The sequence below is a fragment of the Ensifer sp. ENS10 genome, assembly GCF_014852025.1.
In the GTDB taxonomy this organism is placed as follows: domain Bacteria; phylum Pseudomonadota; class Alphaproteobacteria; order Rhizobiales; family Rhizobiaceae; genus Ensifer.
The window spans coordinates 479,648-503,350 of the sequence record NZ_JACVAS010000001.1 but is presented as its reverse complement, the minus strand read 5'-3'; the positions used below and the strand labels follow the sequence as shown (position 1 = coordinate 503,350).

At 63.8% G+C, this 23,703-nt stretch carries 19 protein-coding genes and 1 pseudogene; 12 read left to right on the top strand and 8 right to left on the bottom strand.

Going from position 1 to position 23,703, the window contains the following annotated elements; all coding sequences use genetic code 11:
* Positions 1-32: 32 nt before the first annotated feature.
* Together IB265_RS02485 and IB265_RS02480 are read left to right on the top strand one after the other, a co-directional pair.
* A complete protein-coding gene (locus IB265_RS02485) occupies positions 33-380 on the top strand; it encodes a DUF952 domain-containing protein (protein ID WP_057248134.1) in 348 nt (115 codons plus the stop codon).
* A complete protein-coding gene (locus tag IB265_RS02480) occupies positions 377-1,462 on the top strand; it encodes a quinone-dependent dihydroorotate dehydrogenase (protein ID WP_057248133.1) in 1,086 nt (361 codons plus the stop codon). The genes IB265_RS02485 and IB265_RS02480 overlap by 4 nt, the downstream gene beginning before the upstream one ends.
* Here IB265_RS02480 and IB265_RS02475 read toward each other — a convergent pair.
* The 3 genes and pseudogenes from IB265_RS02475 to IB265_RS02465 all read right to left on the bottom strand — a co-directional run.
* Positions 1,438-2,124, bottom strand: a pseudogene (locus tag IB265_RS02475) (MATE family efflux transporter); the annotation flags it as partial. The gene IB265_RS02480 and the pseudogene IB265_RS02475 overlap by 25 nt on opposite strands.
* 329 nt (positions 2,125-2,453) lie before the next feature.
* On the bottom strand, positions 2,454-2,957 hold the full coding sequence (locus tag IB265_RS02470) for a CAP domain-containing protein (RefSeq protein WP_057248263.1): 504 nt from the start codon (positions 2,955-2,957) through the stop codon (positions 2,454-2,456).
* Positions 2,958-2,959: 2 nt separating this feature from the next.
* On the bottom strand, positions 2,960-3,226 hold the full coding sequence (locus IB265_RS02465; RefSeq protein WP_057248131.1) for a DUF6460 domain-containing protein: 267 nt from the start codon (positions 3,224-3,226) through the stop codon (positions 2,960-2,962).
* Positions 3,227-3,388: 162 nt separating this feature from the next.
* On the opposite strand from IB265_RS02465, the gene IB265_RS02460 reads away from it, so the two are divergent.
* The 4 genes from IB265_RS02460 to pdeM all read left to right on the top strand — a co-directional run bounded on the left by IB265_RS02460 (position 3,389) and on the right by pdeM (position 8,604).
* Positions 3,389-4,327: a methyltransferase gene (locus tag IB265_RS02460; RefSeq protein WP_057248130.1), complete on the top strand. Its 939-nt coding sequence runs from the start codon at positions 3,389-3,391 to the stop codon at positions 4,325-4,327.
* Positions 4,328-4,433: 106 nt separating this feature from the next.
* Positions 4,434-5,069, top strand: coding sequence for a YitT family protein (locus IB265_RS02455; protein WP_057248129.1), 636 nt, complete (start codon positions 4,434-4,436; stop codon positions 5,067-5,069).
* Between the two features lie 175 nt (positions 5,070-5,244).
* On the top strand, positions 5,245-7,791 hold the full coding sequence (locus IB265_RS02450) for a ligase-associated DNA damage response DEXH box helicase (protein ID WP_057248262.1): 2,547 nt from the start codon (positions 5,245-5,247) through the stop codon (positions 7,789-7,791).
* Positions 7,792-7,878: 87 nt separating this feature from the next.
* Entirely contained in the window at positions 7,879-8,604 is a 726-nt protein-coding gene (pdeM, locus tag IB265_RS02445) for a ligase-associated DNA damage response endonuclease PdeM (RefSeq protein WP_057248128.1), read from the top strand.
* A gap of 48 nt (positions 8,605-8,652) precedes the next feature.
* Here the strand turns inward: pdeM and IB265_RS02440 are convergent, their stop codons facing one another.
* The 4 genes from IB265_RS02440 to IB265_RS02425 all read right to left on the bottom strand — a co-directional run bounded on the left by IB265_RS02440 (position 8,653) and on the right by IB265_RS02425 (position 14,977).
* Positions 8,653-8,889 carry an Lrp/AsnC ligand binding domain-containing protein gene (locus IB265_RS02440; RefSeq protein ID WP_034797129.1) on the bottom strand — a complete coding sequence of 79 codons (237 nt, stop codon included), beginning with the start codon at positions 8,887-8,889 and terminating at the stop codon, positions 8,653-8,655.
* Positions 8,890-9,089: 200 nt separating this feature from the next.
* Positions 9,090-9,890 carry a TIGR02186 family protein gene (locus IB265_RS02435; RefSeq protein ID WP_057248127.1) on the bottom strand — a complete coding sequence of 267 codons (801 nt, stop codon included), beginning with the start codon at positions 9,888-9,890 and terminating at the stop codon, positions 9,090-9,092.
* Positions 9,890-10,816 (bottom strand): sulfite exporter TauE/SafE family protein, encoded by a 927-nt coding sequence (locus IB265_RS02430; protein WP_057248126.1) that lies wholly within the window; start codon positions 10,814-10,816, stop codon positions 9,890-9,892. The genes IB265_RS02435 and IB265_RS02430 overlap by 1 nt, the downstream gene beginning before the upstream one ends.
* Before the next feature lie 339 nt (positions 10,817-11,155).
* Positions 11,156-14,977, bottom strand: coding sequence for a peptidoglycan-binding protein (locus IB265_RS02425; RefSeq protein WP_192494615.1), 3,822 nt, complete (start codon positions 14,975-14,977; stop codon positions 11,156-11,158).
* Between the two features lie 485 nt (positions 14,978-15,462).
* Here IB265_RS02425 and IB265_RS02420 point away from each other — a divergent pair, with 485 nt between their 5' ends.
* From IB265_RS02420 to IB265_RS02395, 6 genes are all read left to right on the top strand, one after another.
* Positions 15,463-17,259, top strand: coding sequence for an acyl-CoA dehydrogenase C-terminal domain-containing protein (locus tag IB265_RS02420; protein ID WP_057248124.1), 1,797 nt, complete (start codon positions 15,463-15,465; stop codon positions 17,257-17,259).
* A 65-nt stretch (positions 17,260-17,324) separates the two neighbouring features.
* Positions 17,325-18,533 (top strand): acetyl-CoA C-acetyltransferase, encoded by a 1,209-nt coding sequence (locus IB265_RS02415; RefSeq protein WP_057248123.1) that lies wholly within the window; start codon positions 17,325-17,327, stop codon positions 18,531-18,533.
* A 2-nt stretch (positions 18,534-18,535) separates the two neighbouring features.
* On the top strand, positions 18,536-18,946 hold the full coding sequence (locus IB265_RS02410) for a YbaY family lipoprotein (protein ID WP_057248122.1): 411 nt from the start codon (positions 18,536-18,538) through the stop codon (positions 18,944-18,946).
* An 11-nt stretch (positions 18,947-18,957) separates the two neighbouring features.
* Entirely contained in the window at positions 18,958-21,174 is a 2,217-nt protein-coding gene (locus tag IB265_RS02405; RefSeq protein WP_113479368.1) for an FAD-dependent oxidoreductase, read from the top strand.
* A 168-nt stretch (positions 21,175-21,342) separates the two neighbouring features.
* Positions 21,343-21,771: a GNAT family N-acetyltransferase gene (locus IB265_RS02400; RefSeq protein WP_057248120.1), complete on the top strand. Its 429-nt coding sequence runs from the start codon at positions 21,343-21,345 to the stop codon at positions 21,769-21,771.
* 73 nt (positions 21,772-21,844) lie between these two features.
* On the top strand, positions 21,845-22,678 hold the full coding sequence (locus IB265_RS02395; RefSeq protein ID WP_065372322.1) for a methyltransferase domain-containing protein: 834 nt from the start codon (positions 21,845-21,847) through the stop codon (positions 22,676-22,678).
* Positions 22,679-22,716: 38 nt separating this feature from the next.
* Here IB265_RS02395 and IB265_RS02390 read toward each other — a convergent pair whose 3' ends face one another.
* Positions 22,717-23,601, bottom strand: a complete 885-nt coding sequence (locus tag IB265_RS02390) for a DMT family transporter (protein ID WP_057248118.1) — start codon at positions 23,599-23,601, stop codon at positions 22,717-22,719.
* Between the last annotated feature and the right edge of the window lie 102 nt (positions 23,602-23,703).

The following is a 23,703-nucleotide window of genomic DNA, read 5'->3' as shown; positions in this document are numbered from 1 at the left end:
ACGACAGAAGATTACGGGGGCAGACGGGCACAATGGGTTCCATCATCTACAAGATCGTTCCGACCTCGCTGTGGCAGGAAGCCAAGCGCAGCGGACGCTTCGACGGCGCACCCGTCGACCTTGCTGACGGCTTCATCCATTTCTCCACCGCCGAACAGGCCCTGGAGACGGCAGCGCGGCATTTCGAGGGACAGGAAGGCCTACTTTTGGTCGCCGTTGACGGCGACGCGCTCGGCGTGGAACTGGTCTACGAACCCTCGCGCGGCGGCGCCCTCTTCCCGCATCTCTATGCACCCCTCTTCCTCTCCGCCGTGGTCTGGGAAAAGCCCCTGCCGCTTGGCGCCGATGGCTCGCATATCTTCCCGGAACTTGACGCATGAATCCGCTTACCAATCTCGCCCGCCGCGGCCTCTTCCTGTTCGATCCTGAGGCCGCGCACGGCCTGTCGATCAAGGCGCTGAAGACCGGGCTCGTGCCCAGCTGTCCTTCCAAGGCCGACAAGCGGCTTTCCCAGACGGTCGCCGGCATCGAGTTCCCAAACCCGATCGGCATGGCGGCCGGCTACGACAAGAACGCCGAGGTGCCGGAAGCGCTCCTGAAGATCGGTTTTGGTTTTACCGAAATCGGCACCGTCACACCGAAACCGCAGTCCGGCAACGACAAGCCGCGCATTTTCCGGCTGGTCGAGGACGAGGCCGTCATCAACCGCCTCGGCTTCAACAACGAGGGTCATGGCGCGGCGCTGGCGCGGCTCAAGGCCTGCTCGCGCGCTGCGCTGATCGGCGTCAATATCGGCGCCAACAAGGACAGTGCCGACCGCGTTGCCGACTATGTGAACGGCATTCACGCCTTCTATTCGGTCGCCCGCTATTTCACCGCCAACATCTCCTCGCCGAACACGCCGGGCCTGCGCGACCTGCAGGCGCGCGAGAGCCTCGCCGCCCTGCTGTCCGCCGTGCTCGCCGCTCGCGACGAGGAAGCCCGCCGTAGCAACCGGTACGTTCCGGTGTTCCTCAAGATCGCGCCCGATCTGACGGAAGAGGGCATGGACGACATCGCAGCCGAAGTTCTCGCCCACAATCTCGACGGCCTGATCGTCTCCAACACGACGCTTTCACGCGAAGGCTTGAAGGACCAGAACCAGGCGAAGGAAGCCGGTGGCCTCTCCGGCAAGCCGCTCTTCGAGAAGTCGACCGCGGCACTTGCCCGCATGCGCAAGCGCGTCGGACCAAATCTGCCGATCATCGGTGTCGGTGGCGTCAGTTCGGCCGAGACCGCGGCAGAAAAAATCCGCGCCGGCGCCGATCTGGTCCAGCTCTATTCCTGCATGGTCTATGAAGGCCCCGCGCTGCCCGGCCGCATCGTGCGTGGCCTTTCCGATCTCTGCGACCGTGAGCGGCTCAGCTCGATCCGCGATATCAGAGACAGCCGCCTCGACTACTGGGCCGGCCGGAAGGTCTGACGCGCCTTCGAGGGAATTCTCGAAAGCAGGAACAGGCCGCGCAGCAGCAGGAAGAGATTGAGGCCGGCCCAAAGCCCGTGATTGCCGAAGACGGGCACGAGCACAGCCAGCACCGCCGCGTAGCCGACAAAGGCCGCGACCATCATGTTGCGCATTTCGCGCGACCAGGTGGCGCCGATGAAGACGCCATCCATCAGAAAGGCGAGCGCGCCGGTGGTCGCAGTGACAGCCGCCCAGGGCAGATACTCGTAAGCGGCCACGCGGACATCGGCGGCCGTCGTCAACAGATTGATGAGCCGATCGCCGAAAAGCAGAAGGACGATGGTGGTGACCAAGGCGAGCCCCAGCGACCAGGCAGCCGTCAGGCGTAGCGCGCGATCGAAGGCTGGCCGGTAGCGGGCACCGATCGAGCGGCCGATCAATTGCTCGGCGGCGTTGGCGAGGCCGTCGAGATAGTAGCCGGCGACCAGGAAGATCGTCATCAGCACCGCGTTTGCCGCAAGCGTCACCGGCCCAAAGGCCGTGCCGATGCGCGTCATCAGCGTAAAGGCAGCGAGCAGCACGAAGGAGCGGATCATGATGTCGCGGTTGAGGCCGAAGAGCGGCTTCAATCGCTCGCGATCGAAGATCAGCGCCCAGCCCGGCGCATCGTTGCGGTCGAAGGCGGTCATCGAACGGTCCGGGCGTTATGGGTGAGTGACGACCGTTTTAGGGAAAGTGCATGGGAGGATGCAAGCGCGCCGAGCAGTTGCGACGAAAAGGTTTCAGCGCGCAAGTAGCCCCTCACCCTAGCCCTCTCCCCGCAAGCGGAGAGAGGGGACGTGGACAAGCCGCAACACCGCATCCCGAGCCGCTATCGGAAGAGCAGTCCAATCGCATGGTTGCTGGGGATAGAGGGGGTGCGGCAACCTGCCTTCTCCCCGCCTGCGGGGAGAAGGTCCCGGCAGGGGATGAGGGGCCAGGTGCGGTTCAGATGTCCGCTAAGGCCGAATCAGGCCGACAGCACCATGGCCCAGAAGGGGCGGTTGCCGGATGAAGCGTTCTGGGCGACGGCAACGCCGAGACCGCGATAGTTACCGAGCATGTTTTCCAGATGCTTGGGCGACTTGTACCAGGCATCATAGGCGCGTTCGGCGTCGTCCTGGCCCATGGCGATGTTTTCGGCTGCCGGAAGCGTCACGCCCTGGCCCTTCATCCGGTCGTAGAAACTGTCGTTCCAGCCGATCAGATGCTGCATCTTGCCGACCCGTGCCATGCGCGCCGCCTGGTTCATCGCGGCGACCGAGGCCGCGTGGTCCGCCACGAGCTCCGTCAGCCCCTTGCCCTTGCGCAGCTTGTTGACGTAGCCGAGGCTCGCCTCGGTCTGGTCGCTGCCAGTGCCACTATCGGGCGTCAGCAGTTGGGACGTCGTGCAGCCGGCAAGCGCGCCGAGCGAGAGGATGGCGGTTGCACGCAGCAGGCCGCGGCGTTCGATCAAGAGAAACCGGTCGTGCATCATCAGCGCCGGTAGCTCATAACACGCAGGATCACGAAGGCCGGAACGACGATCGCCGCACCGAGCAGCAGATAGTCGCCCACCCGGCCAAGTGCGGCAAAGCCGGTGTACCAGAGGTCGAGCAGGAAGTTGCGGACCGCGAAATAGATGTCGGTCGGATACCAGCCGAAGACGGTCATGACGAAGCCGACGAGGATCGACACCACGACGAGCTTGACCAGCACCCGCAGCGGCGAGTCACCCAAAAATCTGTTCATTCCGTCCGACATCCGCGAACTTCTCCTGTTTGTCTTCACATAAGCCGCGATCGGCAGCGTCGCAAGTCGGCCAGACCTTGCACAGCGCCCAAGCTCTCGGTTTCAGCCAGATTCCGCTTGTGTTTTGCAGCATCCGGCGTCAGAAGCGCTGATCGCAACCGATATCTCACATTGATGACGCTCAACCAGCTCTCCTCCGGCGACCTGATCGCCGACCGCCGCGCCGACTACGCAAAAATGCTTGCCGAAGGCGGCGAGCCCGGAAGTGCTGCCGAACTCATGGCACAGGCGCTGGAACGGGCGCCGGACTGGGCAGCCGGCTGGTTTCGGCTCGCGGACTATGAGGAAAAATCGGGCCGGAAAGAGGCGGCGATCGACGCGCTCAGAAAAACCCTGGCGCTGAGCCCTCAGGACATCTTCGGCGCCGGCCTGAAGCTGGCGCTTCTCGGTGCCGCCGCGGTGCCCGAACAGCCGCCGAGCCTCTATGTCGAGCGCCTGTTCGACGACTATGCCGATCGCTTCGACCAGGCGCTGGTGGAAAAGCTCGGCTACACGGTGCCGCAAAAGCTCGCGGCGCTGATCCAAAGCCACACCGGGGGCCTCATCTTCGAGCATGTGACGGATCTCGGCTGCGGCACCGGCCTCTTCGGCGAACGCATCCGGGATCAGGCGCAATTCCTTGAAGGTTTCGACATCTCCATCAACATGCTCGCCAAGGCCGAGGCGAAATCCACCTACGATCGGCTGGCACGCGCCGATCTTTCGCTCCCGCCGGAAGCTTCCGGCATCTTCGGCAACTTCGCGTCCGCCCGCGCCGATCTCGTCAGCGCCGCCGATGTGCTCATGTATCTCGGCAATCTCGACAGTGTCTTCGACATCGCGCTCCGTCTGCTGGCCGCCGGTGGCTACTTCGCCTTTTCCGTCGAGGATGCGGGCGATGGCGTGGATTTTCTGCTGCGCCCCTCGCTGCGCTACGCCCATAGCGAAGCCTGTATTCGCGGCCTCTGCACGGCGCACGGGCTGAAGCTGCTGGCCATCGAGCGTACCGTCATCCGCATGGATGCCGGCGAACCGGTTTTCGGCATCCTGTTTCTGGCGCGCAAGCCTGCATAAAACGCAAGGCAGAGTCGCAAAAATAAGTCAGCATTACTGACATATTTTTCTTGAATATTGTTGTGCGTTGCAGCATTGCTGCGGCCATCGCAATCGAGGTTTTGCCATGGCTCAGATCAGCAGCGTTTTCGGTATCTGGAACACCAGCCCGACCCGGCATACGGCGGTCGAGGACCTGCAGGGCATCTTCACCGGCAGCCTGATCGCCGCACTCGGCCTCTATTTCCTGGCAAGCGCCGGCCTGCTCACCGGCAGCACGGCGGGCGTCGCCTTCCTGCTGCACTATGCGTTCGGCATCAATTTCGGTCTTGCCTTCTTCCTGCTCAACCTGCCGTTCTTCTATCTGTCGCTGAAGCGGCTCGGCCCGGCTTTCACGGTCAAGACCTTCATCGCCATCGGTCTTACCTCGTTCCTGACCGACATCCAGTCGCGCCTCTTCCAGATCGGTACGATCCAGCCGGCCTGGGCAGCGCTGCTTGGCGGCCTGCTGCTCGGTTATGGCCTGCTCGCACTCTATCGCCACCGCGCGAGCCTTGGCGGCGTCGGCATTCTCGGCATCTACCTGCAGGAGCGCTTCGGCATTCGCGCCGGCCTCGTGCAGCTTGCGATCGACATGGTCGTGCTCGTTATCGCCTTTGGGGTGACGACGCCCACGGTGGTCGCCTGGTCGGTGCTCGGCGCGGTCGTGCTCAACCTGTTTGTGGCCATCAACCACCGCGCCGATCGCTACATCGCACTCTAGATCAGTCCAGTCGTCACGCGAAAACGATTGCTCGGCTGTCTCAGGCGACCCTTTGCCGGTGCGTCGACCGGATGCGGGGAGCGGAAGCCGCCGGCGATCCGGTTCCGAACAGGAGTCAATGTGCCGCCCGGCGGCAAGTCTTCCGGGCTTCTCTTTTGACGGATTTGATCTACCTTTGTTCTCCGTGAACAGGATCGATTCCAGAGAACCGCAGGGCGATGCCCTGACCTTGCCCGCCCCCTTTCTGCGCTGGTTCGGCGAGAAGGGCTGGCGGCCGCGCGCCCACCAGCTCGAGCTCCTGGCACGCGCCGAAGCCGGGAACAGCACGCTGCTGATCGCACCGACCGGTGCCGGCAAGACGCTTGCCGGCTTCCTGCCGTCGCTGGTCGATCTCACTCGCCGCGGCAGGATCCCGCCCGGCTCTGCCTTCGTCGGCATCCATACGCTCTACATCTCGCCTTTGAAGGCGCTCGCCGTCGATATCGAGCGCAACCTGATGAAACCGGTCGGCGAAATGGGCCTGCCGGTTCGCATCGAAAACCGCACCGGCGACACGCCCACCGCCAAGCGGCAGCGGCAGAAGCTCAATCCACCCGACATATTGCTGACGACGCCGGAACAGCTGGCGCTGCTGCTTGCCAATGGCGAGGCGACCCGCTTCTTCAAAGACCTGCGCTACGTCGTCTTCGACGAGCTGCATTCGCTCGTCACCTCGAAGCGCGGCCATCTCCTCTCCCTCGGTCTGGCGCGGCTTCGCCGGCTGGCGCCGAGCGTGCAGACGATCGGGCTTTCGGCAACGGTTTCCGATCCCATGGACCTGCAGCGCTGGCTGGCGCCACAGGAGCCGGACATGAACAACCATGCAGGGCTCGTGCTTGTCGAAGGCGGCGCCAACCCGCAGATCTCCATCCTCAAGACGGAAGAGCACGTGCCCTGGGCCGGGCACTCGGCGCGCTACGCCATTGCCGATGTCTACGCCGCGATCAAGGAGCACGGCACCACCCTGCTCTTCGTCAACACCCGCAGCCAGGCGGAGCTGCTCTTCCAAGAACTCTGGACGATCAACGACGACAATCTGCCGATCGCGCTGCATCACGGTTCGCTCGATGTCACCCAGCGCCGCAAGGTCGAGGCGGCGATGGCCGAGAACCGGCTGCGCGCCGTCGTCGCCACCTCGACGCTCGACCTCGGCATCGACTGGGGCGACGTCGATCTCGTCGTGCATGTCGGTGCGCCGAAAGGCGCGAGCCGCCTCGCCCAGCGCATCGGCCGCGCCAACCACCGCATGGATGAACCCTCGAAGGCGATCCTTGTGCCGGCCAACCGCTTCGAGGTGATGGAATGCCAGGCGGCGCTCGACGCCAACTATATCGGCGCGCAGGACACGCCGCCGGTCGGCAAGGGCGCGCTCGACGTGCTCGCCCAGCACGTGCTCGGCATGGCCTGTGCCGCGCCTTTCGACCCGCTGTCGCTTTACGACGAGATCACCAGTGCCTCGCCCTATAGGACGCTCGCCTGGGAGACCTTCGAGCGGGTGATCGATTTCGTCGCGACCGGCGGTTATGCGCTGAAGACCTATGAGCGCTACGCCCGGATCCGCAAGACCAAGGACGGGCTCTACCGCGTCTCCAATCCGCTGGTGGCGCAACAATACCGCCTGAATGTCGGCACCATCGTCGAGTCGCCGATGCTGAACGTGCGCATGGTCAAACGCAACCAGCGCGGCTCGCTCGGTCGCGGCGGCATGTCACTCGGCAAGGTCGAGGAGTATTTCCTCGAAATGCTGTCCCAGGGCGACACCTTCATGTTCTCCGGCAAGGTGCTGCGCTTCGAGGGCATTCGCGAGAACGAATGCCTCGTCAGCCAGGCCTTTACCTTTGACCCGAAGGTGCCGAGCTATGCCGGCGGCAAGTTTCCGCTCTCGACCTATCTGGCACAGCAGGTTCGCAGGATGCTCGCCGATCCGGCGCGCAGGGCGGCACTACCGGAACAGGTGCGCGACTGGCTCTCGCTACAGAAAGACGTCTCGATGTTGCCGCGCGAGGACGAGCTTCTGATCGAGACCTTCCCGCGCGGCAGCCGCCACTACATGGTCATCTATGCCTTCGAGGGACGACTGGCGCACCAGACGCTCGGCATGCTGCTCACCCGCAGGCTCGACCGCGCCGGCTTGAAGCCGCTCGGCTTCGTCGCGACGGATTACTCGCTGGCGGTCTGGGCGCTCGACGACCTCGGCGCCACCTTCAAGCTCAAGCGCGGCGCGCTTGCCGAGCTGTTCGACGAAGACATGCTCGGCGATGACCTCGAAGCCTGGCTGAACGAGTCCTTTCTTCTGAAACGCACCTTCCGCAACTGCGCCGTCATCGCCGGCCTCATCGACCAGCGTCACCCCGGCAAGGAGAAGACCGGTCGGCAGGTGACGGTCTCGGCCGACCTCATATACGACGTATTGCACGCGCACGAGCCGGATCACCTGCTGCTCGAAGCGACCCGCAACGATGCGGCAACGGGGCTTTTGGACATCGCTCGGCTCGGGGATATGCTGAAGCGAATCAAGGGCCACATCACCCACAGGCGTCTCGACCGGATCTCGCCGCTGGCGGTGCCTGTGATGCTGGAGATCGGCAAGGAAATGATCCAGGGCGAAGCGCAGGACTTCCTGCTTTCGGAGGCCGCCGACGACTTGATCCACGAGGCGATGGGCGGTCTGGATGTGGATTGATAGGAAAATGGCTTTGAGAACGAGCAGTCTAACGAATTGGGCCGGTCACTTCCGTCTCGACAGTCAGTCGCGTGCGGGATCGTGACCATGCACCGCCTCGCCCACGCCCTATCAGCTCAGACGACTGCCCCCCTCCTCCACGCCCAGACGATCGTGAACGGCGTCGTCGCGATCTGCGATCCGCTCGGCAGTCTCTACCTGCCCGAGACCGGCACGCTCGTGGTTTCCGACCTGCATCTGGAAAAGGGTTCGGCGTTCGCCCGCCGCGGCATGCTTTTGCCGCCCTATGACACGCTTGCGACGCTGCGCGTGCTGGAGGCGGCGATCGTGCGCCACGACCCGAAACTCGTCATCAGCCTCGGCGACAATTTTCACGATCGTGTCGGTTCGGCCGTGATGCCGGACGCCTTCCGGCACATGATCGCGGCGATGGCGCTCGGGCGCGAGTGGGTCTGGATCAACGGCAATCACGATCCGGATGGCGCCTTCGGGCTCCCGGGCGCCTCGATGGACGAGCTCAACCATGCGGGTCTTGCCTTCCGGCACGAGCCCAAGCGCGGCGATGCCGTTGGCGAGATCGCCGGGCATCTGCATCCGGCGGCAACGGTGGTGAGACGCGAAAGGGCCGTGCGCCGCGCCTGCTTTGCGACGGATGGCACGCGCATGTTGATGCCCGCCTTCGGGGTCACGACCGGCGGGCTAGATCTGCGACACCGGGCCATGACCGGCCTCTTCGACCGCAGCAGGCTGGTCGCCCACATGCTCGGTCGCGACCGGATCTATTCGGTCCGGTTTGCCAATCTGATTGCCTGACGCTTGGGGAAGGCGTGCGGTTCCGTCCGCACACCGCCGACCCCGTGATCAGAACGCGTTGAAGGTCAGCGTCGTCAACGAGCGCGAGATACCCGGCACCGTGGCAATGTTGTCGTTGATGAACTTGCCGATGTCCTGGCCTTCCTCGATGTAGACCTTGATGATCAGGTCGTAGTCGCCGCTGGTCGAGTACATTTCCGAAACGATTTCCTTGCGGTAGATCTCGTCAGCGACCTCGTAGGTCTTGCCGGGAGCGCACTGCAACTGGACAAAAATCGGTTTCATCGAGCTTCCTCTGTCTGTGTGGCGTCGCTTGCCGCTACTAGCGCAAGCATCGCCTTCTCGAACTTCAGCGCGCGTTCGGCGCGGCGTGTTCAGATCAACATGTTCGAGATGCCTGGGTATTTTATCCCTACAGCATCCTGCTGCCCTTTCTTTAAACGCACGCCGGGCAAAAGAAAACGCAGGGTAAGCTCCTGGCCCAACTATTCCTTGCGGAAGATCACGCTGGCACCCCAGCCGGTGATGACTGCGAGCAGCACGGCGACGAGACCGTAGAAGAGCGGTTGCTGATGCGCTGCCTGGGTAATGAACTGTTCCAGGCCAGTCTTGACGACACGCAACGGCAGCGCCTTGGCGGCGACGAAGACGCCGTCGCGAAAGAGGTAGGCGCGCACCACGTGGACGCCGTTCGGCACGTTCGCCGGCAGGCGCACCGACGCCTTGAACAGGCTCGCGCTGATAAACTGCACGCCGCCCGGATCGCGCTCGTAGACGCCGCTCGTTTCGCGGATGCGGCGAAAGGCGTTGCGGAACTCGCCGAGATTGCTGCCGTCGCCGACGAAGCCGAGCGGCACCAGCCGCATGTGGTCGACGCCGATGCCCATATTGCCCATCTCGCCGGGCGGCGCGATCGTTTCGATGTCGCGCGTGCTTGACAGCGAATAGGATTCCGGCACCAGCTCGAAGGTCATCGACCGCGTGTTTACCCAGATGCCGAAGACGCGCTCCTTCTTGCGCACCGTCGCATTGTCCTTGGGGCCTTCGAGGGACACGATGATGTTGTACCTGCCCTGGGCCAGCAGTCCCTGGTCGAAACCATCGACGGCGCCGAAGATCGTCAGATCCGCGCCGCGGAAATCCGAGGTGATGGCAATCTCGTCGGTGGAGATGCCGATCTCCAGCTTCTCGGTGAAATCGGCGTTCTCGTCCTGCAGTGCCGCATGGGTCGGAGCGGCGACGGCGAGTGCCAGAAGGGCGAGAGCTGTGCGCGCGAACCGGATCATCAGAAGCCGAGCCCCGCTGATACGACCGAATAGATATCCTTCGGCGGAATGACGAGCTCGATCGCCAGACGAATGCCGACGGCAAGGACGAGCAACGCCAAGAGCGCTCGCAATTGTTCGCCGCGCAGCTTCTGGCCGACGCGCACGCCGTATTGCGCGCCGATGACGCCGGCGATCATCAGGACGAAGGCGAGTACGATATCGACGGTATAGTTGGTCGACGCCTGGACGATGACCGTATAGGCCGAGACGAAGACGATCTGGAACAGCGACGTGCCGACGACGACGTTGGTCGGGATGCGCAGGAGATAGATCATTGCCGGCACCATGATGAAGCCGCCGCCGACGCCCATGATCGAGGTCAGGATACCGATGCAGAAGCCGAGGAAGGCAACCGGAATGACGCTGAGATAGATCTTCGACTTCTTGAAACGCATCTTCAACGGCAGGCCGTGCACCCAATTGTGCTGGCCGGGGCGACGCAGGGTCGTCGCCTCGTTCTTGGCGGCCTTGCGCATGGCGACGATGCTTTCCCAAAGCATCAGACCGCCGACAGTGCCGAGCAGCACGACGTAGAGCAGCGAGATCACCAGATCGAGCTGGCCGAGGCGGCGCAGCAGCGAAAACAGCCAGACGCCGACCGTCGCGCCCACGAGGCCACCGCAGAGCAACACCGTGCCGAGCTTGATATCGATGGTGCCGCGCCGAAAATGCGTGATCGCGCCGGATATCGACGAGGCAACCACCTGGTTGGCGCCGGTCGCCACCGCCACGACAGGCGGAATATTGTAGAAGATCAGGAGCGGCGTGATCAGGAAACCACCGCCAACGCCGAACATGCCGGAAAGAAAGCCGACGGCCGCGCCCATACCGAGAATGATGAGTATGTTCACCGACAACTCTGCGATGGGCAGATAGATCGTCACGCCGGGTCCTCGATATGCCAACGGCCCGCAATGCGGGCAAACCGGTTAGTGTGGCAAGCAATTCACCACGAATGAGGGATTATTCGAAAGGCCGGCACCTCTCCCGAGGGCGAGGCGGCTTCCGTCATGCACTCCTGCAGCGTTGCGCTTCCGCCAGGACATGCCAAGGTCACAACCGGACCTTGATTGCTGCATCAGTTCTTCCCTAGCCTGATTCCGATTAAGGAATTATGCAGCAGGCCCGACATTTCAACCTTTTCAGCCACATGGCAGACGGCTTCGCCACCCGCAACCCGTGTCGCCCGGCTCTGCGGCTTTATTACGGCGCAAGCCCAAGGGTCAGGAATTGCGCTTCAGCAATTCCTTGACCAACTGCTCGGTGATTTCGCCCGTCGGCTCCTGGCCGACCGACTTCTGGAAGGCCTTGATGGCAGCCACGGTCTTCTTGCCCATCTGGCCGTCGGGCTTGCCGGCGTCGAAGCCGTTGTTGTTCAGGATCGCCTGGATATTGCGGACCGCCTTGGTCATGTCGACGCTGGCGGTCTTGTTGGCCGGGCCGACCCAGGCATCCGGAACGTCGACCGTGTTCGCCTTGGCGTCGACCGGCTGCACCTTCCAGGCATCGGCCTTCGCCTTGGCGCTTTCGAGCTGCTCAGGCTTCATCGCCTTGGCAACTTCGTCACGCTTGGCGGCGGCATCCATGTCGCCTTCGCGGGCGGCGGCGGAGAACCATTTGTAGGATTCGGTCAGGTCCTGCGGCACGCCGTTGCCACGCGCATAGAGGACGGCGAGGTTGAACTGGCTATCGCGAATGCCGAGTTCGGCAGCCTTCGCGAACCACTTCGTTGCCTCGGCAAAGTCAGGCGAAGCATCGCGGCCACTCGCCAGCATGACCGCGAGGTTGTGCATGGCGCTGGCATTGCCCTGGCCGGCGGCGGCGAGATAGAGCGCCTTCGCCTTGGAGGCGTCACGCGTTAGGCCCATGCCTTTTTCATACATGCTCGCGAGGCGATACTGCGCCGGAACGACGCCGGCGTCGGCGGCGCGCTGATACCACTTGGCGGCTTCCGCCATGTTTTCAGGAACGCTGCGGCCTTCGCTAAAGCGGGCGCCGATTTCGTAGAAGGCAAGCGGGTCGCCGCCCTTGGCGGCCGTCACCAGGGCTGCCGGGCCGAAGCCTTCCGGCAGCACGATCTCGCTCGGTGCGGCCACCGGCGCCAGCGCGGTCGTTGCCGCGCCCTCGGCCGGAGAACTGATAAGGGCCGCACCACTGGCGGGTGCGTTGCCAGCGGGCGTCGCCTGGAACTCGGAGGCCGCCGAAGCGGTTTTCGTTTCTGCGACCGGCGCGAGCATCGGTGCCTTCTCTTCGGCCGGTGTCGCAATGGTGGTCGTCGGCACGGCCGTCGCCGGTACCGAGATCGAAGCTTCGGATACCTTCGCCGGGGCTTCAACGGAATCGACCGGTGCTGCGACTGCGATTTCGGATGCCGTGACCGGCGTTTCAGCCGGGGCTACGGCCGCGGTCTGCGGCAGAAGGCCTTCGACGATCTTGTTTTCGCGCGATTCCGGCACCGCCTGCTGCTCGATGATCGCGGCCGGCTCCACCGGTGCGGTCTCTTGCTTCTTCAGCATATTGCTGACCAGCGGATAGGACATGATCGCCAGCAGGACCGCGCCGACGCCCATGAGGATCGGCCGGCGGTGACGGGCAAAAGCGCCGCCGATGCCGGAGGTCTTTCCGCTTTGACCAACCTTGTTCAGGGTGTCGGCCTCTTCAACGGCGAGCTGGGCAGCACGGCGGGCGGCAGCGATGAAGTCCGACTTGTCGCCATCGCCAGGCTGAATACCTGCCTTGTTCATCTGCCCGGCGCGCACGCGTTCCAGGATCTTCTTGACATCGGGAACGCCGGAACCCGGCTCCAGCAGCTGGTTGGCTTCCTCGGGCGCAAGCATTTCGGAGGGATCGATCGACGGAGTCGGCTCGACGACCTGTCGGGACTGCTCCTGCTCGTGCACCGGCTCGGACCGCTTGCCGGAGAAGCGCCGGGTCAGGCCGGCGAGCAGGCCGGTGCGGGCTGCAGCGGCCGGTTCGCGCACATTTTCGACTTCAACGGTCGAGACCTGCCGGTCATCGGCAAAGGTCGTTGCCGGCTCGGCGGTCTGGGTGACCACAGCCTGATCTTCGGCCTGCAGCGCGCGGACGTTGCGCTGCAGATCCTCGTAGCGGTCATCGAGATCGTTGTCGCCGAAGGGAGCGAGTTCCGGCTGCGCGGCCCTCGGCATCTGCGCGGGTTCGCGCAGCACCGGCGTTTCAGCCCGTGCCAGCATTGCCGGCTCGCGATTTTCGATGCGCTCCAGCTTGTCGGCGATATGCACGAGGGTCTCGTGCAAAGCCTCGAAGGTGCGCGCCGTGCGCTCCTCGCTGGAGCGGCTGAGGTCCTCGAGCGTGCGAAGGTCTTCGGCAAGCGCCGAGATTGCGGCCAGATCTCCGCCGGAACCCCGCGGAGAGCCGTTCTTGGCATAGGCTTCCATCACCGCTTCGGCCGCCTGGCGAGCGGCCTCGACGATGTATTCGTCGCTGGTCGAGAGGTAGTCCTCGAGCGCGCTCATGCGGTTTTCGAAATCGACGGGCACCGCGCTCGCAGCGACGTCCGCGCGCGGCTGGCTGACCAGCGTCGACAGATTGGCGATCTGCGCTTCGAGGTTCTGCAGGGCGACACGATCATCGAACGGCGCAGCGTGGGTCTCTTCCAGACGCTGCGCGATGCCGACAAGGCGATCTTCCAGCCGGTCGAAGCGCGGATCGGAGGCCGGTTGAACGCCATGGGCGTCGAGTTCGTCGATCCGGCGTGCCAGATAGTCGAGCCGCTCGGCCAGTGTGTCGTTGACGCTGCCCTGGTCCAGGGCCTCGATCTTGCGCGAAATATCCGACAGATAATCGTTGAGATCCGACTGCGCGGTCCTGTTGCTGCGCTCCATCACCAGCGAAAGCTGGTCGAGACGCTCTTCGAGACGGGCGGCCGCCTTTTCGCCGGCGAGATCTTCGACCCGGGCGGTCAAGGCTTCCAGGCGGGCGCCGAGGCCGGAATCGTTCGGGCGCGACAGGCTGTCGATCTGACGGGACAGGTCGCCAAGCCGGCTTTCCAGCCGGTTGACGAAGCTACCGTCGAGACCCGTCGCCGTGCGACTGTTGGCAGCGATCGCGCGGCTGATTTCATCGAGCCGACCGTCGAGATCCGCAAACTGCGAAACGAGACGGCGGTCATCGGGTTGGATCTGGCGGCCCAGCATTTCGATGGCCTGGGCGACGGCGATCAGTTTGTCCTCAAGCGCGTCGACGGCCGAGCTGCCCTTCAGCGAGCCGATCTGCGACTTGATCTCGTCCAGGCGATAGGCCAGCGCCACCAGCTCGTCGTCGCGGTTCTGATCAAACGCGATCAGCCGATCCTCGACGCCGGTCCAGCGGTTTTCCATGCGGCGCATGCTGTCTTCACGCGCAAGGCCGTCGATCATCGCACGCAGTTCGTCGAAGTCGCCACGCAGCGCGTCGGCCTGGGCGGGCGAGGCCTGGCGGCCGAGCTGCTGGATGCTGTCGGCAAGACGCTGCATGTCGCCGCGCACGTCTTCGGCGAAGCTGTGATCCTGCGCCTGAGCCTTGATGCCGCGAATCTCGGACCTGAGCGAATTCATCTCGCGCGTGAGGCCATCGGTGATGTCGCGCTTCAGGTCCTGGCGCAGACCGACGAGCGCCTCGGCGATATCGTTGACGGCCAAAGACGGGCGCTGCGGCTGGCTGTGCAACGGTTGCAGGCGGGGCTCTTCGGTAAGACGGTCAGAGGCCGGACGTTCGGGAACATAGCGTTCCGGTTCGCGCGCCGACATTCGGTCGCGAAGCGGCGGGCGCTCGCGCGAAGCGCTGAGGCTGCGCTGGCGCTGCATGATTTCGGCGACGGCGTCACGGGGCGTTGCGGGTTCTCTGGCTGGTTCGCGGGCCGGAAGACGCTCGGCAGGCCTTGGCGCCACGTCGCGGGCAGCGCCGCTCATCAGGCCTTCGATCCGCGCCTCAAGTCCTTCGATGGTGCGGTTCAAAGCGTCGAGCGACGGCCGCTCGCTATAGGACTGGCTGCCTGCGCGCTGAGGATTTGATCGCGATCCATTCATGGTGTTCTTCGCCCCTGTCGTCGGCCATCCCGAAAGTCGTCACGGAAGAAAACAGCTTTCCTCACCCCTGTGGCGCTTCCGACGTGGGCAAAGCTACAACGACACGACGCCAGGACCGGTTGCAGCTTTGACCATCTCAACACGCACCTTTCACGAAACGTGGTAAATAAGCCGTTAATCTGCCCAGGATTTTTAACGATTTGGCAGGATCGTACCGTGAGCGCGGGTTGCCGGCGCCCCTTTCGGCTCCCCTGGTGCCGCGACGAAACTTCGCAGCCCGCAATTTTTGACGTTTACGCAAACGTCAAAATTTTGTAGCATCCGGCCAACGATGCGAGACCGCCCTGGAGCAGGCCGCTTTCCTGTGGAATCACTGGAAGGGAAAGATGCTCTAGAATCAAAGACGATGGCGGCGCATCCGGCATCCTGCAACCGGGCGTCGACGACGAGGTACGGCGCCCGAAGCACCAAAAGGCGAGGAAAGCATGCCCATCTACAAGGCCCCGGTCGACGATACCCTCTTCATCCTGAACGACGTGCTCGGCATCGAGCGCTACAACAACCTGCCCGGTTTTGCTGATGCGACGCCGGACATGATCGAAGCGATCGTCGGCGAGGCTGCCAAGCTTGCCGAGGAGGCCCTGTTCCCCGTCAATCTCTCCGGCGATCAGGAAGGCTGCAAGCGCCGCGACGACGGCTCGGTCAGCGTGCCCAAGGGCTTCAAGGAAGCCTTCGACCTCTACCGCGAAGGCGGCTGGCTCGGCCTCGCCGTTCCGGAGGAATTCGGCGGCCAAGGCTTGCCCTATACGCTGCATACCGCCGTCGGCGAGTACATGTCCTCGGCCAACATGGCGCTGACCATGTATCCCGGCCTCACCCAGGGCGCGATCGCGGCAATCCTCGTTCACGGTACGGACGAACAGAAGCAGGCCTATCTGCCGAAGATGGTTGCCGGCACCTGGACCGGCACGATGAACCTGACCGAACCGCATTGCGGTACGGACCTCGGGCTGCTGCGCACCAAGGCCGTTCCTGATGGCAACGGCTCCTACAAGATTTCCGGCCAGAAGATCTTCATCTCCGCCGGCGAACACGACATGTCGGACAACATCATCCATCTGGTGCTTGCCCGCATCGAGGGCGCACCGGAGGGCGTGAAGGGCATCTCGCTGTTCATCGTGCCGAAGTTCAAGCTCGATGCCGACGGCGAGCCGGGCGAACGCAATGGCGTTTCCTGCGGCGCGATCGAACACAAGATGGGCATCCACGGCAACTCCACCTGCGTCATGAACTATGACGAGGCCGAGGGCTACCTCATCGGCACGGAGAACAAGGGCCTCAACGCCATGTTCGTGATGATGAACGAAGCCCGCCTCGGCGTCGGCCTGCAGGGCCTGTCGATCGCCGAGATCGCCTATCAGAACGCCGCCAACTATGCCCGCGACCGCATCCAGGGTCGTTCGCTCTCCGGCCCGAAGGCGCCGGACAAGAAGGCCGACCCGATCATCGTGCATCCGGACGTGCGCCGCACGCTGATGACGATCCGGGCCTTCAACGAAGCCGGCCGCGCCTTCACGCTCTGGACAGCGCTCAAATCCGATATCGCCCACCGCTCCGACAATGAGGCGGACCGCCAGACGGCCGACGACATTCTCGGCCTGATGACGCCGATCCTGAAAGGCGTGCTCACCGACAAGGGCTTCGACCACGCCGTCATGGCGCAGCAGATGTTCGGCGGCCACGGCTATATCGAAGAACATGGGATGAGCCAGTACGTCCGCGATGCCCGCATTGCGATGATCTACGAAGGCGCCAACGGCATCCAGGCGCTCGACCTCGTCGGCCGCAAGCTCGGCCTCAATGGTGGCCGCGCCGTCATGGCGCTGTTCAAGGAAATCGGCGATTTCTGCGAGGAAAACCGCAGCAACGAGAAACTCTCCGCCTATACCAAGGCGCTGAAGAAGGGCCTCAACGACCTGCAGGCCGCCACCATGTGGTTCATGCAGAACGCGATGGCCAAGCCCGATAATGCCGGCGCCGGCTCGACCGACTACATGCACCTCTTCGGCCTTGTCGTGCTTGGCTACATGTGGGCAAAAATTGCCAAGACGGCTGAGGAAAAACTTGCCTCTGGCGAAACGACGCGCGCAGACTATCTGAAGAACAAGCTGATCACCGCGACCTTCTTCATGGAAAGGATCCTGCCGGAAACGGCCCTGCGCAAGGCCCGCATCGAGACCGGCGCCGACACGCTGATGGCGCTCGACGCGGCCGCGTTCTGAGCCGTTCGATTTCAAAATGTTTTGACGGGCAGCACCTGGCGGTGCTGCCGAAAGGGAGATGAGACATGACGAAAGTCTTCGTTTACGACCACGTGCGCACGCCGCGCGGCCGTGGCAAGAAGGACGGATCGCTGCACGAAGTGCCGTCCGTTCGCCTCGCCGCCAAGATGCTGGAGGCGGTGCGTGACCGCAACGACCTCGATACTTCGACCGTCGACGACATCATCATGGGCTGCGTCGATCCGGTCATGGACGCCGGTGCGGTGATTCCGAAGGCGGCCGCCTTCGAAGCCGGCTATTCCACCCGCGCGCCGGGCATGCAGATCTCGCGCTTCTGCGCCTCCGGTCTCGACGCCATCAACTTCGGCGCGGCCAAGATCGCCCAGGGTGCAGACGACATCGTCATTGCCGGCGGCGTCGAGAGCATGTCGCGCGTCGGCCTCGGCATGTCCGGCGGTTCCTGGTTCATGGACCCCTCGGTCAACCTGCCGGCCTTCTTCATGCCGCAGGGCGTTTCGGCCGATCTCATCGCCACGAAATACGGTTTCAGCCGCGACGACGTCGACGCCTATGCGGTGGAAAGCCAGAAGCGCGCGGCGCATTCCTGGGAGAAGGGTTACTTCAAGAAGTCCGTCGTGCCGGTCAAGGACGGGAACGGTCTGACCATCCTCGACCGTGACGAGCACATGCGTCCCGGCACCGACATGCAGGCGCTCGCCTCGCTCAACCCGTCCTTCCAAATGCCAGGCGAAATGGGCGGCTTTGAAGCCGTCGGCATCCAGGCGCATCCGGAAATCGAAAAGATCAACTACGTGCACCATGCCGGCAACTCGTCGGGCATCGTCGACGGCGCCGCAGCCGTGCTGCTCGGCTCCAAGGCCGGCGGCGAGAGCATGGGCCTGAAACCCCGCGCCCGCATCCGCGCCTTCGCCAATATCGGCTCCGATCCGGCGCTGATGCTGACCGGCCCGGTCGACGTCACCGAAAAGCTTCTGAAGCGCGCCGACATGAAGCTGTCGGACATCGATCTCTTCGAACTCAACGAAGCCTTCGCCGCCGTCGTGCTGCGCTACATGCAGGCCTTCGACATCCCGCACGACAAGATCAACGTCAACGGTGGCGCGATCGCCATGGGCCATCCGCTCGGCGCCACCGGTGCGATGATCCTCGGCACCGTGCTCGACGAGCTGGAGCGCCGCGATCTCAACACCGCGCTCGTCACGCTCTGCATCGGCGCCGGCATGGGCACGGCCACGATCATCGAAAGGGTCTGACGATGGACGTGATGCGCCGCTCTCTTCTCGCGCTGATGGGCCTGGGGCTGCTTGCAGCCGCTGGCTGCGTCTCCGACGAGGAAGGCAGCGACAGCTTCACGCTCACCGGTGCGATCACCAATGTCGCGAGCGGCCCGGTTCCGGCCGGCACCGTCACCATCAGGCTCGAAGAGCAAGGCGTGATGGACGTCGCTGCCAAGCTGATCGCGGAAACGTCCGTCGTCAGCGATGGCAAGGCCACCCGCGTGCCCTTCGTGCTGCAGGTGCCGAAGCCTGAACTCAATAAGGCCACCGATGCGGGCTTCACCATCCGCGTCGAGCGCGACGACCGGCTGATCGCCACCAATACCAGCAAACAACGTTACAGCGGCGGATCGAATATCTCGCTGCGCATCGAACCCATTCTCTACTGAGGGGGAGAACCATGACGAATTACACCAATTTCAAGATCGAGACCGACGCCGACGGCATCGCACTCGTCACCTGGGACATGCCTGAGAAGTCGATGAACGTCTTCACCCAGGAGGTGATGGAGGAACTCAACGCCATCGTCGACGCAACGACTGCCGACGCAGCGGTCAAGGGCGTCGTCTTCACCTCCGGCAAGTCGACCTTCTCCGGCGGCGCTGATCTGTCGATGATCAAGTCGATGTTCACCTTCCAGCAGGAAGAGAAGAAGAAGGATCCGGATAACGCCGCCCAGAAGCTCTTCGACCTCGTCGGCCGCATGACCGGGCTCTTCCGCAAGCTCGAAACCTCGGGCAAGCCCTGGGTCTCGGCGATCAACGGCACCTGCATGGGCGGCGCTTTCGAGCTGTCGCTCGCCTGCCATGGCCGCGTCGCGTCCAATTCCAAGTCGGTGAAGATCGCCCTGCCGGAAGTCAAGGTCGGCATCTTCCCGGGCGCCGGCGGCACCCAGCGCGTGCCGCGGCTCACCAATGCGCAGGACGCGCTGCAGATGATGACGACGGGCTCGTCGCTGACGTCGGCTCGCGCCAAGGCGCTCGGCCTCGTGCACGAAGTCGTCGATGCGGACAAGCTGGTCGACGCCGCCAAGGCGATGATCAAGAACGGCCTGAAGCCGGTGCAGCCCTGGGACGAGAAGGGTTACAAGGTACCGGGCGGCGGCATCTGGACGCCGGCCTCGGCCCAGCTCTGGCCGGCCGCTTCCGGGATCCTGCGCCGCGAGACCTACGGCAACTATCCGGGCGCCGTTGCCATCCTGAAATGCGTCTATGAAGGCCTGCAGGTGCCGTTCGACACGGCGCTCAAGATCGAGCAGCGCTACTTCACCGAGATCCTTCAGACGACCGAAGCCTTCTCGATGATCCGCTCGCTGTTCGTCTCGATGCAGGAGCTCGGCAAGGGCGCCCGCCGCCCGGCCGGCGTGCCGAAGTCGGAGTTCAAGCATGTGGGCGTCGTCGGCGCCGGCTTCATGGGCGCCTCGATCGCCTATGTGACGGCTGCCGCCGGCATTGCCGTCACGCTGATCGACCGCGACATGGAAGCGGCCGAGAAGGGCAAGGCCCACTCGGAAGGCCTGGTCAAGGATTCGGTCGGCAAGGGTCGCCTGACCAAGGAAGAAGGCGAAGCGCTGCTCGCCCGCATCACGCCTTCGGCCGATTACAACGACCTGAAGGAAGTCGGCCTCGTGGTCGAAGCCGTCTTTGAAGACCGCCAGGTCAAGAAGGATGTCATCGAGAAGGTGGAGGCGGTGATCGGCGAAGACACGATCTTCGCCTCCAACACCTCGACACTACCGATCACCGGCCTTGCCAAGAACTCGAAACGCCCCGGCCAGTTCATCGGCATCCACTTCTTCTCGCCGGTCGAAAAGATGATGCTGACCGAAGTGATCCTCGGCAAGGAGAGCGGCGACAAGGCGCTCGCTACGGCACTCGACTACGTCGCCGCGATCAAGAAGACGCCGATCGTCGTCAACGACACCCGCGGTTTCTATGTCAACCGCTGCGTCTTCCGCTACATCCACGAAGCCTATGACATGCTGATCGAAGGCGTGCCGCCGGCGATGATCGAGAATGCCGCCAAGATGGCCGGCATGCCTGTTGGACCGCTGTCGCTCAACGACGAAGTGGCGATCGACCTCAGCCAGAAGATCCTCAAGGCCACCGTCGCCGACCTCGGCGAAAAGGCCGTCGATCCCAAGCACATGGCGCTGATCAACAAGATGGTCGACGACCTCGACCGCCGCGGCCGCAAGAACGGCAAGGGCTTCTACGAGTATCCGGCGAAGCCCGCCAAGAAGTATCTGTGGCCGGAGCTGAAGACGCTCTACCCGCAAAAGAACGCCGACAAAATCGACATCGAAGTGCTGAAGCAGCGGTTCCTGGCGACGATCGCGCTTGAAGCCGCCCGCACCATGGAAGAGGGCATCGTCACCGATCCGCGTGAGGCGGATGTCGGCTCGATCCTCGGCTTCGGCTTTGCCCCCTACACGGGCGGCACGCTCTCCTACATCGACGGCATGGGCGTAAAGGCCTTTGTCAAGATGTGCGACAAGCTTGCCAAGGACTACGGCAGCCACTTCAAGCCGACGGCGCTCTTGCAGGAAATGGCCGAGCGCGGCGAGACCTTCTACGGTCGCTTCGACCCCTACGGCGAGAAGAAGCAGGCGGCGTAAGTTCCGCGCATCGAATTGGAAGCAGGCCCCTCGGGGCCTGTTTTCGTTTGGGCGACGGCTCGTCCAAGGCTCATGGCCTAACGCAGCGCCCGCATTCGCGTGACCATCAAGTTGTTATGGTTGCGATGTTAGACCTATTCGGGTTGAAGCCGCGCAAGTGATGAAGCCATGAACAAAGTCCTGCTCCGCCCCGCGATCGCCGGCGACGAACCCTATCTGCACTGGCTGGAAGAGGCCTGCATGCGCGACTATGCCATGGCGCTCTGGGGCAACTGGCGGCCGCGTCCGGCGGATGCGCTTATCCTTGACGAACATCGCATCATCGTTGCGAACGGCGAGGATGTCGGCTGCGTCTCGGTCACCGTGCGCAACGACCATGTCTGGGTCAACAAGCTCTATGTGGCGCCCGGCCATCAGAAACGCGGCAATGGCGCGATCGCGCTCAGGCAGGTGCTCGGCGAAGCAAGGGCGGTTGGCCTGCCCTTGCGCCTCAGCGTCCTGGCCACCAACCCCGCCGTCGCCTTCTACCGACGCGAAGGTCTCAGCATCTACGAGGAGACCGCAGAACGGCGCTTCATGTCGTCGCAGGTGCGTTAAGGCTACTTGCACCTCCCGATTGACGGCCTCCCTGCGCGGGCGCATGCTCGCCGGGATCAGAGGGGGACACGCCATGAGCGAGCCTGATCTCTATCTGCTTGGGCGCGCCGGGCCCGAGGAAGAACGCCTGAAGCGACAGATCGCCAATCTCGCCCCAGATTCCGACCAGCAGCTCGAACGGGTCGGCATCCAGCCAGGCGAACACGTCATCGATCTCGGTTGCGGTCCCGGTGGTGTGCTGCACCTGCTTGGCAAACGCGTGGGGCCCACGGGCTCCGTGCTCGGTATCGAGCGCGACCCGCACTTCGTCGAACTTGCGCGCCGTTTCGTCGCCAGCCACGCCCTGCCCCAGGTGGAGGTGCGCGAGGGCGACGCCTATGCGACCGGCCTGCCGCGCCGCTCCTTCGACGGTGCCCATATGCGGCTGGTGCTCGTCAACGTGCCGCGGCCGGAGCTCATCGTGCTCGAAATGGTGTCGCTGGTAAAACCCGGCGGCTGGATCGCGAGCTTCGAGGCCGATTTCCTGGCGCATGTCTGCGACCCGCCGCTTGCCGCCTGGGACCGGCTGCTTGCCGCCTATATCGCCTATTCGGCGGCCAGAGGCATCGACCTCCATATCGGCCGCCGCCTGCATCGGCTGTTCCGGGAAGCGGGTGTCGAGGCAATTTCCGTCGACGCCGTCGCACATGTCTACCCGCCTGGCCACGACCGCCGGCCGATCTTTAAGGATTTCATCAACAATGTCCGAGACGGTCTTGTCGCCGAGGGTTTCATCGACAAGGCCCAACTGGACGACGATCTCGCCGCACTCGACCGCCACCTGGCCGACCCGAACGTGCTTGTCACGTCCCATCTGTTCTTCCGGCTGACCGGCCGCGTGCCTGAAGCCCTCGTCATCAAGGCCTGAAGCGGCGTTCCATCGGGGCCGTACCGCTTCGATATCCTCTAAGCGGCAGCACCGGCGCGACGGTGCGCCAGGCGTTCGCCGACGATGATCAGCAGACCGGCCGCGAAGATCAGGCCGGCGCCTGCAAAGACATTCATGGCCGGCACGTCGCCCCAGATCAGGAAACCGAGGCCGAAGGCCCAGACGAGCGAGGTGTATTCGAAAGGCGCGATGACGGAGATCGGTGCTCGGCGCATGCCCTCGAACAGCGCATACTGCCCCGCGCCGGCAATGACGCCCGTGCCGGCCATCAGTGCCACGTCGAAGAGCGCCGGCGGCGTCCAGAAGAAGCCGACCGCAAGCCCGGTCATGGCGATGAAGAAGACGTTGGAGATGGTCATCTGCACCAGGGTCGTTTCCTGCAGCGCGGTCTTGCGCAGCATGACGGTGCCGATCGCCCAGAAGACGGCGGCGGTGAGCGCCAGGAACACCGGCAGCGACAGCTTCATGCCGGTGCCGAGCGGGTCACAGGCGATGAGCACGCCGACGAAGCCGATGAAAACGGCGAACCAGCGGATCGGCGGCACATCTTCCTTCAGGATCGGCACGGCAAGCAGCGTCACGATGATCGGCGCTGCATAGTAGAGCGTCGTCATCTCCGCGAGGCCAAGATCGCGCGCCGCGTTGAAATAGGAAAGCCAGGCCGCGAGCAGCAGCAGGTTGCGCACGAAGAGCGGCTTGATCACCGGAGATGAGATGGCGCTGCGCACCAGCTTGCCGCGGCCGATGACGAGGCAAAGCACGAGAATGGTGATGCTGCGGGTAAACAGGATCTGCCAGACCGAATAGCCGACGACGAGCCATTTGACCGACGCATCCTGCAACGAGAACAGGAAATAGGAAAACGTCGTCATGACGATGCCTGACAGTACGGTCTTGTTCATGGGAGGCCTCGATCGCGCCGGCGGGAGAGAAGCGGCAGCGTCCCGTCTGATAGCGCGGCCGCGACACACGCGGAAGAGGCATTCCCACGGACACGTGTGGCG

What these genes read in the sequence shown, in the direction of transcription:
- IB265_RS02485 (WP_057248134.1), top strand. Translation starts at nt 33, where the DNA reads ATGGGTTCCATCATCTACAAGATCGTTCCGACCTCGCTGTGGCAGGAA.
- IB265_RS02480 (WP_057248133.1), top strand. Translation starts at nt 377, where the DNA reads ATGAATCCGCTTACCAATCTCGCCCGCCGCGGCCTCTTCCTGTTCGAT.
- IB265_RS02470 (WP_057248263.1), bottom strand. Translation starts at nt 2,957, where the DNA reads ATGCACGACCGGTTTCTCTTGATCGAACGCCGCGGCCTGCTGCGTGCA.
- IB265_RS02465 (WP_057248131.1), bottom strand. Translation starts at nt 3,226, where the DNA reads ATGTCGGACGGAATGAACAGATTTTTGGGTGACTCGCCGCTGCGGGTG.
- IB265_RS02460 (WP_057248130.1), top strand. Translation starts at nt 3,389, where the DNA reads ATGACGCTCAACCAGCTCTCCTCCGGCGACCTGATCGCCGACCGCCGC.
- IB265_RS02455 (WP_057248129.1), top strand. Translation starts at nt 4,434, where the DNA reads ATGGCTCAGATCAGCAGCGTTTTCGGTATCTGGAACACCAGCCCGACC.
- pdeM (WP_057248128.1), top strand. Translation starts at nt 7,879, where the DNA reads ATGCACCGCCTCGCCCACGCCCTATCAGCTCAGACGACTGCCCCCCTC.
- IB265_RS02440 (WP_034797129.1), bottom strand. Translation starts at nt 8,889, where the DNA reads ATGAAACCGATTTTTGTCCAGTTGCAGTGCGCTCCCGGCAAGACCTAC.
- IB265_RS02435 (WP_057248127.1), bottom strand. Translation starts at nt 9,890, where the DNA reads ATGATCCGGTTCGCGCGCACAGCTCTCGCCCTTCTGGCACTCGCCGTC.
- IB265_RS02425 (WP_192494615.1), bottom strand. Translation starts at nt 14,977, where the DNA reads ATGAATGGATCGCGATCAAATCCTCAGCGCGCAGGCAGCCAGTCCTAT.
- IB265_RS02420 (WP_057248124.1), top strand. Translation starts at nt 15,463, where the DNA reads ATGCCCATCTACAAGGCCCCGGTCGACGATACCCTCTTCATCCTGAAC.
- IB265_RS02415 (WP_057248123.1), top strand. Translation starts at nt 17,325, where the DNA reads ATGACGAAAGTCTTCGTTTACGACCACGTGCGCACGCCGCGCGGCCGT.
- IB265_RS02410 (WP_057248122.1), top strand. Translation starts at nt 18,536, where the DNA reads ATGGACGTGATGCGCCGCTCTCTTCTCGCGCTGATGGGCCTGGGGCTG.
- IB265_RS02405 (WP_113479368.1), top strand. Translation starts at nt 18,958, where the DNA reads ATGACGAATTACACCAATTTCAAGATCGAGACCGACGCCGACGGCATC.
- IB265_RS02400 (WP_057248120.1), top strand. Translation starts at nt 21,343, where the DNA reads ATGAACAAAGTCCTGCTCCGCCCCGCGATCGCCGGCGACGAACCCTAT.
- IB265_RS02395 (WP_065372322.1), top strand. Translation starts at nt 21,845, where the DNA reads ATGAGCGAGCCTGATCTCTATCTGCTTGGGCGCGCCGGGCCCGAGGAA.
- IB265_RS02390 (WP_057248118.1), bottom strand. Translation starts at nt 23,601, where the DNA reads ATGAACAAGACCGTACTGTCAGGCATCGTCATGACGACGTTTTCCTAT.